The following is an 11,827-nucleotide window of genomic DNA, read 5'->3' as shown; positions in this document are numbered from 1 at the left end:
GCGAGCCGAGAACATCGGACACGCTTGGATAACCATTTTTTACCTCCTTGTGTTTCGTTATGGCACGGTGCGGCGATTATAAGCGCAGAAAAAATAACCGTCTATCCATGGCGGTGCCCTGCGGGTGAGGCGGGAAGGCGCTTTGTCAGCGGCGGGACAAAAAACGCCCCGCTGGGCGGGGCGTGGTGATGGGGGTCAGTCGCGCGGGGTCTTGAGCGCCTGGATCACATCTTCATTGGGGGCCAGCCCCTCCACGTGGTTGAAGCTGTCCAGCCCCTCCTGCGGGTTGATGGTGAAGGCGTCGGCGCTCAGGTAGCTGCCGCTGCCGGTACTCTCGACCACGACGATGAGCTCGGGCTGCTTGTCGCCGTTGAGATCCAGCAGCTTGAGCTCCTTGATGCTGCCATCGCGCGGCAGCACCTTGCCATCGATGAACTGATCCAGCGGGAACTGGGGGTTGGCGCCGGAGTAGAGGTGCACGTCGTAGCTGCCGGTGGAGGCAGGTTCGCCGCGCCCTTCGCTGACGGTCACTACCTGGCCTGAGGGGAGCGTCAGCTGTTTGAAGAACCCGTCCGCCGCCTGGCTGGCGAGGGGCAGGGTGAGCAGGCCGAGTGTCATGAGCAAGGCTTTCATCGGTTTGACCCTTGTTACTGCGGCGGCGGTTGCCCGCCACCTGTGTCACTGTGCGAACCGGCCGGGCAGCCCCCGCCGGTTCGCGTCATCCGCCCCTCATCGGGGCGGTCATTACCAGATCTTGACCCGTTTGGCCGGGTCCAGATAGAGCTTGTCACCCGGCTGGATCTTGAACGCCTCGTAGAAGGCGGGGATGTTCGGCACCACGCCGTTGACCCGGTATTCCGGCGGCGAGTGGGGATCCGAGGCGAGCAGCATCTGCATCAGCTCGGGGCGATACATGCCCTTCCATACCTGGGCCCAGCCGAGGAAGAAGCGCTGCTCGCCGGTGAAGCCGTCCAGCACCGGGGCCTCCTTGCCATCCAGCGACAGCAGGTAGGCCTTGTGGGCGATGGTAAGGCCACCCAGATCGCCGATGTTCTCCCCCAGGGTGAACTGGCCGTTGACGAACTGCCCCTTGATGGGCTCGAAGCGGTTGTACTGGGCCACCAGCCGGCTGGTGCGGAAGCGAAACTCCTTGAGATCCTGGGGCGTCCACCAGTCGCGCATCACGCCGTCACCGTCGGATTTGGCGCCCTGATCATCAAAACCGTGGCCCATCTCGTGGCCGATCACCCCACCGATGGCGCCGTAGTTGACCGCGTCATCCGCCGTCATGTCGAAGAAGGGGGGCTGCAGGATGGCGGCCGGGAAGACGATCTCGTTGTTGCTCGGGTTGTAGTAGGCGTTCACCGTCTGCGGCGACATGTGCCACTCGTCTCTGTCTACCGGCTTGCCGAGGCGCGCCAGGTTGTCGGCGTATTCGAAGGCGCGGGCCCGCTGCAGGTTGCCCACCAGATCGTCGGCACGGATCGCGATGGCGCTGTAATCCTTCCACTTGTCCGGGTAGCCGATCTTGGGGCGGAACTTGGCGAGCTTCTCTTTGGCCTGGGCCTTGGTGGCCGGCGACATCCAGTCCAGCTCCTCGATGCTCTGGCCATAGGCGGTGCGCAGGTTCTCCACCAGCTGCTCCATGCGGGCCTTGGCCTGGGGCGGGAAGTAGCGCTCCACGTAGAGCTTGCCTACCGCCTCGCCCAGGTGATCGTCCAGTACGCCGAGGGCCCGCTCCCAAGGGGCGCGCTGCTTGGGCGTGCCGCTCAGGGTGGTGCCGAAGAAGGCGAAGTTCTGGGCATCGGTCTGGCTGTCGAGGTAGGGGGCGTAATCGGTGATGAGATGCCACTTGAAGTAGGCCTGCCAGTCGCCGATAGGGGTCTGCTGCATCACCTCATTGAGGGCCGCGAGATAGGTGGGCTGGCCGATGACGAGGCTGCTCTGGCCGGCGAGGCCGGCCTGGGTCAGGTAGGCATTCCATTCGATGGTGGGGGCGAGGCGTTTGAGCTCGCTCTGGGGCCCCTTGTTGTAGTTCTTCTCCCGATCCCGCAGGGTGACGTTGTCCCATTGGATCCGGGCGAGTTTGCTCTCGAGGGCCAGGATGCGTTTGGCCTTGGCCCCGGCATCCGCCTCGCCGAAGCGGCCCAGCATGGTGGCGATGTGCTGCTCGTATTTTTGACGCAGCGCCTGGCTGGCGGCATCCGTCTTGAGGTAGTAGTCCCGATCCGGCAGACCGAGCCCGGCCTGGTAGAGGTAGACCGCATAGCTGTCCGGCGCCTTGGCGTCGGCATCGACCCAGAAACCGAACGGGGCGCCGCCGCCGTTGCGGCCGCTCTGGGCGAAGGCCCGGGCCAGATCCTGCGGTGTGCGGATCTGCTCGATCTCGCTCAACATCGGCATCAGCGGCGCCGTGCCCTTGGCGTTGCGGGTAGTCTGATCCAGGTAGCTCTGGTAAAGGTCGTGGATCTGCTGGGCCGGTGTGCCGGCGGCGGCCTTGCCGTCCAGCCCTTCCACCAGCACCCGCACGTCCGCCAGGGATTTGTCGCGCAGCATGTAGAAGGCGCCGTCGGCGGGCCTGTCGTCCGGGATCTTGGCGGTGGAGAGCCAGTGGCCGTTTACGTAGCGAAAGAAGTCGTCACCGGGTTTGACGCTGGTGTCCATGTTGGCCAGCGCGAGGCCGGAGTGTTTGTCTGCGCCAGCCGGGGCCTGACTGCAGCCGGCCAGCAGGGCCAGCCCGACGAGGGCGGCCAGTATGCTTTTTTTGTTGTTCATTATGATGGATTCCAATTCGGGTTATGCGGCTTCCTTGCCCACGCAGGGAGCGTCTCACTCTAGCAGTCGGGTTAGCGCTTGATAAGCCCGAGTCTGCTAAGATCGGCCTGGTCGTATTGGGGAAGCCTATGATTTCTCGTATTTATTCTCGTTTTTGTCAGACTCTGCCCGCGCCGGAAGGTTCCCGTGGTTTGCTGGTGGCCTTCAGCGGTGGGCTCGACTCCACCGTGCTGCTGGTGCTGGCGGCACGCTTTGCCCGTGCCTACGGCCTTGCCCTGCGTGCCTTGCACGTCCATCACGGCCTGAGCCCAAATGCCGACGAGTGGGTGGCCCACTGCGAAAAGGTGTGTCAGCAACTGGCGGTGCCGCTGCTGGTCGAGCGGGTGCAACTTCAGCGAGGCAGTGGCGACAGCCTGGAGGCGCAGGCGCGGGAGGCCCGCTATCTGCGCCTCGCCGCTCAGCTGGGGGAGGGGGAGTGGCTGCTCACTGCCCACCATCAGGACGATCAGCTGGAGACCCTGCTGCTGGCGCTCAAGCGCGGCGCCGGCCTGCGCGGGCTGGCAGGCATGGTGCCGAGCCAGCCCTTTGCCGGTGGCCTGTTGCTGCGCCCCTTGCTCGAGGTGAGCCGGGCCGAGCTGGCCGAGGTGGCGGCCAGTCTCCCCTATGGCTGGGTGGAGGATGAGAGCAACCAGGATGTGAGTTATGACCGCAACTTCCTGCGCCAACGGCTCATTCCCCAGCTCAAGGCCCGCTGGCCCGCCATGGCCCAGACCGCGGCGCGCAGCATGGCGCTGTGCGCCGAGCAGGAGGCGCTGCTGGAGGAGCTGGCCGAGGCCGACTGGCGGCTGGCGGCAGCAGGAGAGGCGCTGCAGATCGCGCCGCTGCGGGCCCTGTCAGCTACCCGGCGCAACAACCTGCTGCGTCACTGGATCCGCCGCCAGGGGGGCGAGATGCCCTCTCGCGAGCAGCTTGGTCTGCTCTGGCAGGAGGTGGCGCTGGCGCGCGAAGACGCCAATCCCCAGCTCAACTGGGGCGGGCAGAGCTGCCGCCGCTTTCAGGGCCGGCTTCATCTGGTGCGACCCGGGCTGCAGCCTCGCCACGAACAGCTGACATTGGCCGTGGGGGAGACGCTGATCCTGCCGGGCGGGCTGGGGGAGGTGTGCTTGCTGCCGCGCCTGGAAGGCGAGGGGCTGCGGCTGCCAAGGGCGGACGAGCCGCTGTCGGTGCGCTTCGGGGTGGCTGCCGGCAGCATGCTCAAGCCGGCAGGGCGTGGCGGCAGCCGGCGCCTCAAGAAGCTGTTGCAGGAGTACGGGGTTCCCTCCTGGCAGCGCGGCCGCATTCCCATCCTCTATTACGGCGAGCAGGTGGCGGCAGTGGGCGAGCTGTTCCTCTGTGACGGATTCATGACGCAGGGCGCCGGCCTGGCCTGGCACTGGCTGCCGGCGGCGGCCTGTCAGCCCCCGGCGTGACGCTCTCATTCGCCAACGCGGATAACGGACAAGGCCGGCATATGCCGGCCTTGTCGTATTCAGCGGCTGGCCGGTTCAGTCCAGCAGGCCGGCCTTGCCCGCCTTCTTGCGGGCATAGAGGTGGGCATCGGCGGCCTCGTACAGGCTGTGCACGTCCACCCCGGACTGCCAGCTGGCGGCTCCCAGGCTGCAGCCGACCGAGAAGGTACTGAGTTCCTTGTTGGTCATCAACATGTGCTGCAGGCGCAGCCAGACCGGGCGCCAGGCCTCGGGTTCGGCGGGTTGCAGCAGCAGGGCGAACTCGTCGCCGCCGAGGCGAAACGCCTGATCCGTGCTGCGGATGCAGTGGGTCAGCAGCTGGGCGAAGCGGCTCAGCACCAGATCGCCGACCGGGTGGCCCCAGGTGTCGTTGATCTGCTTGAAGCGGTCGAGATCCAGCAGCACCAGCACCAGGCCGTGGGATTCCCGGCTGTGCTGCTCTACCGCCCGGCCGATGGCCTCGTCGAAGTAGGAGCGGTTGCCGAGCCCGGTCAGGTGATCGAGCCTGACCTGCAGCTCCAGCTGTGACAGGCGCAGATAGAGGGGCAGAGGCAGGCAGAGCAGCTGGTGATACTGCTGTAGGATCCGCTGCTGGCTGCCGCTCAGGGCATGTTCCAGGGTGTAGTGCAACTGGCCGATCAGCTGGCCATGCTGGCCGCGCAGCTCGAACGGGTAGCTGTGCAGGGTCAGGCTGGCCTGGGGCGGATGCTGGATCAAGGTGTGAGACTGGCCGCAGTCGAAGTGCAGGCTGTGGATCCGGACAATTCTTGCCGCGCGATCGGCAAAGGTTGCCAGCAGGCTGCCGAGGTCCATCTGCACCAACAACAACTCGAGCAACTGGTTGCGATCCTGACTGGCCAGCGGCGTGAGCCGCTCCATCTGGCGAACCCACTGCTCGATGCCATGTCCCAGACCATTCAATGATGATGTGTTTTCCACGGTACAGCCCTCAAACAACCTACTTCCTGACACTTACCTGCAATCCTTGTGCCCAAAATATGTTCGATGCGAACAAGAGTGGCTGGCTAGGCTTAAGTAGATAAAAAGGGAGGAAATATTGTACGCAGATGTGTTGATCCTGCTGCTTGCCGCCGTGCTGTTGGTGGCGATTTTCCGGCGCCTCGGCCAGCCGGTGATCCTCGCTTACCTGCTTGCCGGGGTACTGCTCGGCCCCTATGGCGTCGCCGTGATCACCGGCCAGGCGATCATGCAGACCATCGCCGAGCTCGGCATCGTCTTTCTGATGTTCTCGCTCGGGCTCGAATTCTCGCTGCCCCGGCTCATCGCCATGCGTCGGCTGGTGATCGGGGTGGGCGGCCTGCAGGTGTTGCTCACATCATCGCTGTTTTTCGCCATCGCCTGGTGGTGGGGCCTGAGCCTGCCCCAGGCGCTGGTGGTGTCGGGCACCCTGGCGCTCTCGTCCACCGCCGTGGTGATCAAGCAGCTGGGGGAGCAGAAGCAGCTGCACACCCGCCGCGCCCAGCTCGGGGTGAGCGTGCTGCTGTTTCAGGATCTGGCGGTGGTGCCGCTGCTGGTGATGATCCCCATCCTGGCCAGGCCCGAGATCCAGGGTAGCGCCCTGCTGGCGGAGATCGCCTGGGCCACCCTCAAGGGGCTGTTTGCCCTGCTGAGCCTGCTGGCGGTGGGCAAGTGGCTATTGCCACTGTTGTTTCACGAGGTGGCGCGGGCCCGCTCCGACGAGCTGTTCGTGCTGAGCGCCCTGCTGGTGGCGCTGCTGGCGGCCTCGCTGACCCAGTGGATGGGGCTCTCCATGGCGCTGGGGGCCTTTCTGGCGGGCATGATGCTGGGGGAATCCCACTATCGTCATCAGCTGGAAGTGGATATCCGGCCATTTCGGGACGTGCTGATGGGGCTCTTCTTCATCACCATCGGCATGACCATGGACTGGCAGCGGGTGGCGCAGGACTGGTGGCTGGTGGCCACCAGCGTGCTCTGCCTGATCCTGTTCAAGTCCCTGCTGGTGCTGCTGGCCGGCCGGCTGATGGGGGAGCGCAAGCGCGATGCCATGGCGGCGGGGATCATGCTGAGCCAGGTGGGGGAGTTCGGCTTCGTGCTGCTGGCGCTGGCCAACCACCACGGTCTGCTCGACCATCGGCTGGTCTCCCTGCTCATCGGCATCGGCGTCACCTCCATCGCCATGACGCCCTGGCTGGTGCTGCAGGCTCATCATCTGGCCCGCTCCCTCACCGATCCGGCCCTGCTTACCCGCTCCGAGGTGGCCCAGTCGGGCCTTAGCAAGAGCCAGCACGTGATCATCGCGGGCTTTGGTCGGGCCGGCCAGACCTGCGCCCGTTTTCTCAAGCAGGAGGAGATCCCCTTCCTGGCGCTGGATCTCGACCCGGAGCGAGTGAGCGAGGCCAAATCGGCGGGGGAGCAGGTGGCGTTCGGCGATGCCAGCCGCCGCGACATCCTGCTGGCCGCCGGCCTGCTGCGGGCCCGGCTGGTGATCATCACCTTTGACGATCACAAGCGGGTCGAGGCCATGCTGGCGTTGATCAGGGAGCTGGCGGGGGAGGTGAAGGTGCTGGTGCGCACCCGGGATGACAGTTTTCTGGAGGCGTTCAAGCGGGCGGGCGCCTTTGAAGTGATCCCCGAATCCCAGGAGGGGGCCCTGATGCTGGTCTCCCACCTGCTGCTCAACTGCGACATCCCCATCGGTCGGGTTATCCGGCGGATGGAGCACGAACGCAGCAGCCAGTACCGCTTTCTGCACGGTTTCTACTGGGGGGATCAAAGCGCCGGCAATCTGGAGACGGATCAGCTGCTCGAACGGCTGCACCCCGTGCTGCTGCACGAGCAGGCCTGGGCCGTGGGGCGCAGCGTGCAGGCCCTGGCGTTGGAGACGGTGCGGATCAAGGAGGTACAGCGCGGCGAGCTGCGGCTGGAACCCAAACCTGAGCTGGTGCTGGCGGCAGGGGATCGGCTGGTGCTGTTCGGCAATGGGGTGGCGGTGGAGCAGGCGGAGCAGCGTCTGTTGGAGGGGCGCTAGTTCTCCCTCAAGGTGTATTTATCCTCGCCGAAGATGAATGAGCCGCTTGCTGGTAGGCGTGCCGGCCCACCCTCAAGAGGCCATTTCAGGCTTCGACCGGTACCATCTCCTCTATCCCCAGAAACGCTTCGACCCGCCGGCGCTCGTTCAGAGTATCCAGGTAGCCCAGCTTGATCAGCTGCTGGCAGTAGCCGGGATAGAACATCAGGAAACTGGCCAGGCTGCTGGTCTCGTCCCCCGTCACCCCCAGTACCCGCAGCAGGCGGCGCAGGTGTACTGGCAGCTTGCGCAGATAGGCCAGCGCCAGCAGGTCGAGATCCTGGCTCGGCTTGAGCACGCAGGTCTCCACCCGTTTGAGTTTCAACCGGTTGCGCTCCCGCTCCGGGATGAGATCCAGGGTCTGGTTGATGCGCCACAACCGCTCCAGATCCGAGTTGAGGGTGTCGGTGAAGACGGTATCCAGCAGGTGGCTGGCGATGTTGGAGCTGGTCAGGTGGCCATGGTGGAAGGTGGGTGCCGTGTGCGCCGGCGGATCCAGGGTGATCAGCAGGATCCGCTCCGCCCCCAGGTGGATGGCGGGACTGAGCGGGCTCAATTGATGGATGGAGCCGTCGCCGTAGAATTTGTCGCCGATGTGAGTGGCCGGGAAGACGAATGGCAGCGCCGAGGAGGCGAGCAGGTGATCCGAGGTGAGCAGGGTGCGCAGCCCGCGCCGTCTGGCCCGCTCCCACGGCAGGTGCTCGGCTCGCCCCTGAAAGAAGGTGGTGGAGAGGCCATCGTCGTAGTCGGAGGCGGTGATGGCCAGCGCCTCCAGGCTGCCGTAGAGGATGTTGTCGTCGATGCGGTGATAGTCGATGAGTTGATCCAGCAGGCGGCGCAGCGGCGCATTGTCGAACAGGTGAAAGGCGTGGTTGGTGTGGGGATTGATGAGCCCGGCCGAGCCCTCGTACATCAGCCGCCACAACAGACGCCCCGGGTGAAAGTCGAAGATGTGGTGGGTCTCGAAGCGGCGCCAGACCCACTCCAGCTTGCGCACCCCCAGATGAAAGCAGGAGGCGTAGCAGGCCAGCGCGGTGACATTGATGGCGCCGGCCGAGGTGCCGCACAGGATGGGAAACGGAATGCCGAGATTGCGGGGATAGAACTCGGCGATCGCCTTGAGGGCGCCGACCTGATAGGCGGCGCGGGCACCACCACCGGTCAACAGAAGAGCTGTGTTGGGTTTGGCCATGATACTGCGCCTTATGCATGCCACTGGGGGTGTTGCCACCGAGCAATTTAACTATAAGACGCTGTATCAAATATAAAAACAGGCCTGCCAACCATTTTTTTTAGGCCCTTTTTGAGGCTGTTCAGTTGGCGCGGCGGGCGGCGCTCAACTGATCGAACGCGGCGAATGCGGGAGCACTGGCGAGGATGCGACCGTGGCCGAGGCCGCGGGTGCTCACCAGCCGGGTGCGACCATCCTGAGTGGCGCGCAGGGAATCGCCGTGCGGGGCGAAGCGATCCTCCTCGTCGTGCACTATGATGGCGGGCCCGCTGCGACCGGCGAGCCGCCCCAGCGGGTCGACCGTGCTCAGGGGGTGCTGGTACTCCTGCTCAATCTCCTTGACCACCGCATCGAACAGCCGGATGGAGTAGCCGGAGCGCGCCACCATGCCGTAGAGCTGGGGCACGTAGTCGAGCACCGGCGAGATGAGCAGCAGCGGCAGGGCATCCAGCTCGCGTCGGCGGCTGGAGAGGGTGACGGCGCCCCCCATGCTGTGGGCGATGACGCCCTGCAGCGGGCCACACTCGGCCGTCATCTTCTCCACCAGTTCGTCGAAGGCGCGCACGAAGCGGGGCAGGTGGCCGGTATGGCCGGCGCTGTGGCCGTGGGCCGGGTGATCGTAGGCAATGGCCGTGAAGCCCTGGGCGGCGATGTGGCTCATCAGGGGGTAGAACTGGCCGGCGCTGCCTGACCAGCCGTGCATCAGCAGCCAGACCGGCCCCTGGCCGAGTCGGTAGCTCATCAGGGGGCCTTCGCTGGTGTGCACGGCCTGTTTGACCAGTCCGGCCGGCGCCGTGTCATCCCGCTGGTTGCGCTGGGGGGTGAGCAGCAGCTTGCTGGCGGTGCGCTTGGCATGAGCGGGGGCCAGGGTGTGATGCAAGCGGGTGCCAAGGCCAAGCAGCCATTTGCTCGGGCTGAAGCGGCGGGTGTTGAAGTAGATCTTGCTGCTCATGGTCATCCTGTGGTTTTTATGTGCGAACGGTCGTGCTTTTTTGTCGGTTTTAAAAAAGAGAGGTCAATCCATCAGCGCCAGCCATCCAGCAGCAACTCCACTTCAGGCCAGAAGTGGCGGGCCGGATCCTGACACAGAGCGAGGGCATTGAACACCTGATCCGCCAGATAGAGGCCATAGAGGCGATAGACGGCGCGCCAGGGGTCCATGTCGCTGCGCCACTCGCCCTCGCTCTGTCCCTGCACCACCTGGCGGGCCAGGTAGTCGAGCCAGAAGCGCACCAGCTGGCGGGCGGCCTGCTGCACCTCACCTTCCTGAGCCGAGGTCCAGGCGTCGAGGAACATGCAGCGGCCGGCGAAGCACTGGTTCCATGCCAGCCAGGCCTGCAGCAGGGCCGTCAGCTTCGCTCGCTGGCTGCCGTGCTGCTGCTGGCGCACCGGCTGGATCACCCGCTCTCGGAACACCTCGGCGGCGTACTCCAGCACGGCGATCTGCAGGTTGTCGCGGGACTGGAAGTGGGCAAACAGGCCGCTTTTCGACATCTCGCAGGCGCTGGCAAGGGAGCCGATGGTGAGGCTCTCCAGCCCCTGCTGGCTCGCCTGCTCGAACGCAGTCTGCAAAATGTTGTCGCGGGTCCGCCGGCCCTTGCTCATCGTACTCTCCTTCATTGACCGGGGCAGCATAAAGTACGACCGTGCTATTTGTCGAGCGACGAATCGGTCTGCAAGAGGAGATGAGGCGAGCTCAGTCGTCCTTGATATCCATCTGCTGCAGGGCGATGACCGCCTGGGTGCGGTTCTTGACGCCGAGCTTTCTGAAAGATGGGCGTGATGTGGGCCTTGATGGTGGCAAGAGGCTCAGTCGTCCTTGATATCCATCTGTTGCAGGGCGATAACCGCCTGGGTGCGGTTCTTGACACCGAGTTTTCTGAAGATGGCGGTGATGTGGGCCTTGATGGTGGCCTCGGAGACGTTGAGCTCCCAGGCGATCTGCTTGTTGAGGCTGCCGTCGCGCAGCATCACCAACACCTTGTATTGCTGGGGGGTGAGGCTGGCCAGCTTGCTGGCAAAATCGGCGCCCTCACAGGGTTCGGGATGGAGCGAGATGCCGGCCGGCACCCAGTTGTCACCCCCGATCACCGTATTTAGGGCGTTGACCAGCTCCTTCATCGGCGCCGATTTGGGGATGAAGCCGAGCGCGCCGAGTCGCAGCACCTGCTGGATGATGGCAGGCTCTTCCGAAGCTGACACCACCACGATGGGCAGGTCGGGATACTGGCCGCGCAGGTGGGCGAGACCGGAGAAGCCGTTGGCCCCCGGCATCTTGAGATCGAGCAGCAGCAGGTCGACTTCCGGGTGCTCACCCAGCAGGTGGGCCAGGCTGTCGATGGAGTCTGCTTCCAGCAGCTGGGCATCGTCGATGGCCATGTGCACCGCTTGATAGAGGGCGCCCCGAAACAGGGGGTGGTCATCTGCGATGACGATGGTAAATTGGCTGTCCATTGCTCACATTGTTGCTAACTGATTGTTTTGGAAAATCAAACTAGCACCGCTCCCGGAGAGGGTCAAACCTGCCGGCGCGCAAATGTGAAGCGACCGTCGGATGTCGTGCCATTGGGGCAGATGGGATGGTCAAGAACAACCCATGCAGGAGGCAATAGATGGGATCTCTGGTATTGACGGTGGGCACGGGCTCCACCTGGGCGATGCGGGCGGCGCTGGTGCTGGCCATGAGCGGGCTGGAGTGGCAGGAGCAGGTGTTCGACCTGGAGGATGCCAAGGAGCTGCAGCGGCTCAAGCGGCTGGCCCCCGCCGGCCTGGTGCCCTGGCTCGATCACGACGGCGTGCGGGTACACGACTCGCTGGCCATCGCCGAGTACCTGCACGAGCTCTGCCCTGCGCGCCGGCTCTATCCCGAAGCGCGAGCCGAGCGGGCGCTGGCCCGCAGTCTTTGCGCCGAGCTGCACGCCGGTTTTCGCCAGATCCGTACCCTGCTGCCCTTCTTCCTCGGCGCCCCGACCCGCAGCGAACCGCCGGTGGAGGCCATCGGCGAGCTGGCCCGGCTGCAGACCATCTGGTCCCAGGCGCGAGGCCCCTTCTATTTTGGCGAGGCGGGGATCCTCGATGCCTTCTATGCGGTGATGGCCTACCGGCTGGCGAGCTACGGCATCCAGCTGCCCGGGCAGGCGGGTGCCTATCAGCAGGCGCTGCTGGCCTGGCCGCTGTGGCAGCAGACCCTGGTCAAGGCACGCCTGCAGTGGCCGGCGACCGCTCGTCAGCCGCAGTGAGCCCGCGGGCACAACCGCCTGTTTG

The 11,827-nt window shown here is 65.1% G+C and carries 10 protein-coding genes and 1 pseudogene; 3 read left to right on the top strand and 8 right to left on the bottom strand.

Annotated features, from left to right (window positions below; translation table 11 throughout):
- Positions 1 to 195 precede the first annotated feature (195 nt).
- A complete protein-coding gene (locus AACQ43_RS04430) occupies positions 196 to 633 on the bottom strand; it encodes a PliI family lysozyme inhibitor of I-type lysozyme (protein WP_168966163.1) in 438 nt (145 codons plus the stop codon).
- 111 nt (positions 634 to 744) lie between these two features.
- Entirely contained in the window at positions 745 to 2,775 is a 2,031-nt protein-coding gene (locus AACQ43_RS04425) for a M13 family metallopeptidase (protein ID WP_168966162.1), read from the bottom strand.
- 128 nt (positions 2,776 to 2,903) lie between these two features.
- Between AACQ43_RS04425 and tilS the strand changes: the two genes are divergently transcribed.
- Positions 2,904 to 4,244 (top strand): tRNA lysidine(34) synthetase TilS, encoded by a 1,341-nt coding sequence (gene tilS, locus AACQ43_RS04420; protein ID WP_168966160.1) that lies wholly within the window; start codon positions 2,904 to 2,906, stop codon positions 4,242 to 4,244.
- Between the two features lie 75 nt (positions 4,245 to 4,319).
- Here tilS and AACQ43_RS04415 read toward each other — a convergent pair whose 3' ends face one another.
- Positions 4,320 to 5,240 carry a GGDEF domain-containing protein gene (locus AACQ43_RS04415; protein WP_211162482.1) on the bottom strand — a complete coding sequence of 307 codons (921 nt, stop codon included), beginning with the start codon at positions 5,238 to 5,240 and terminating at the stop codon, positions 4,320 to 4,322.
- Positions 5,241 to 5,340: 100 nt separating this feature from the next.
- On the opposite strand from AACQ43_RS04415, the gene AACQ43_RS04410 reads away from it, so the two are divergent.
- Positions 5,341 to 7,293, top strand: a complete 1,953-nt coding sequence (locus AACQ43_RS04410) for a monovalent cation:proton antiporter family protein (RefSeq protein WP_168966154.1) — start codon at positions 5,341 to 5,343, stop codon at positions 7,291 to 7,293.
- A gap of 85 nt (positions 7,294 to 7,378) precedes the next feature.
- Here AACQ43_RS04410 and AACQ43_RS04405 read toward each other — a convergent pair whose 3' ends face one another.
- The 5 genes and pseudogenes from AACQ43_RS04405 to AACQ43_RS04385 all read right to left on the bottom strand — a co-directional run bounded on the left by AACQ43_RS04405 (position 7,379) and on the right by AACQ43_RS04385 (position 11,017).
- Complete coding sequence (locus AACQ43_RS04405; RefSeq protein WP_024946021.1) at positions 7,379 to 8,524, bottom strand: patatin-like phospholipase family protein; 1,146 nt, start codon at positions 8,522 to 8,524, stop codon at positions 7,379 to 7,381.
- Between the two features lie 121 nt (positions 8,525 to 8,645).
- A complete protein-coding gene (locus AACQ43_RS04400) occupies positions 8,646 to 9,515 on the bottom strand; it encodes an alpha/beta hydrolase (protein ID WP_168966152.1) in 870 nt (289 codons plus the stop codon).
- Between the two features lie 71 nt (positions 9,516 to 9,586).
- Complete coding sequence (locus AACQ43_RS04395; RefSeq protein ID WP_168966150.1) at positions 9,587 to 10,168, bottom strand: TetR/AcrR family transcriptional regulator; 582 nt, start codon at positions 10,166 to 10,168, stop codon at positions 9,587 to 9,589.
- A gap of 91 nt (positions 10,169 to 10,259) precedes the next feature.
- Positions 10,260 to 10,365 (bottom strand): annotated as a pseudogene (locus tag AACQ43_RS04390) (LuxR C-terminal-related transcriptional regulator); the annotation flags it as partial.
- Between the two features lie 7 nt (positions 10,366 to 10,372).
- Complete coding sequence (locus AACQ43_RS04385; protein WP_005303387.1) at positions 10,373 to 11,017, bottom strand: response regulator transcription factor; 645 nt, start codon at positions 11,015 to 11,017, stop codon at positions 10,373 to 10,375.
- Between the two features lie 158 nt (positions 11,018 to 11,175).
- On the opposite strand from AACQ43_RS04385, the gene AACQ43_RS04380 reads away from it, so the two are divergent.
- Entirely contained in the window at positions 11,176 to 11,802 is a 627-nt protein-coding gene (locus AACQ43_RS04380; protein ID WP_168966148.1) for a glutathione S-transferase, read from the top strand.
- Positions 11,803 to 11,827 lie beyond the last annotated feature (25 nt).

Source organism: Aeromonas sp. DNRA1, assembly GCF_963888745.1.
GTDB classification, from domain to species: domain Bacteria; phylum Pseudomonadota; class Gammaproteobacteria; order Enterobacterales; family Aeromonadaceae; genus Aeromonas; species Aeromonas hydrophila.
This window is presented reverse-complemented; position numbering and strand designations above follow the sequence as displayed.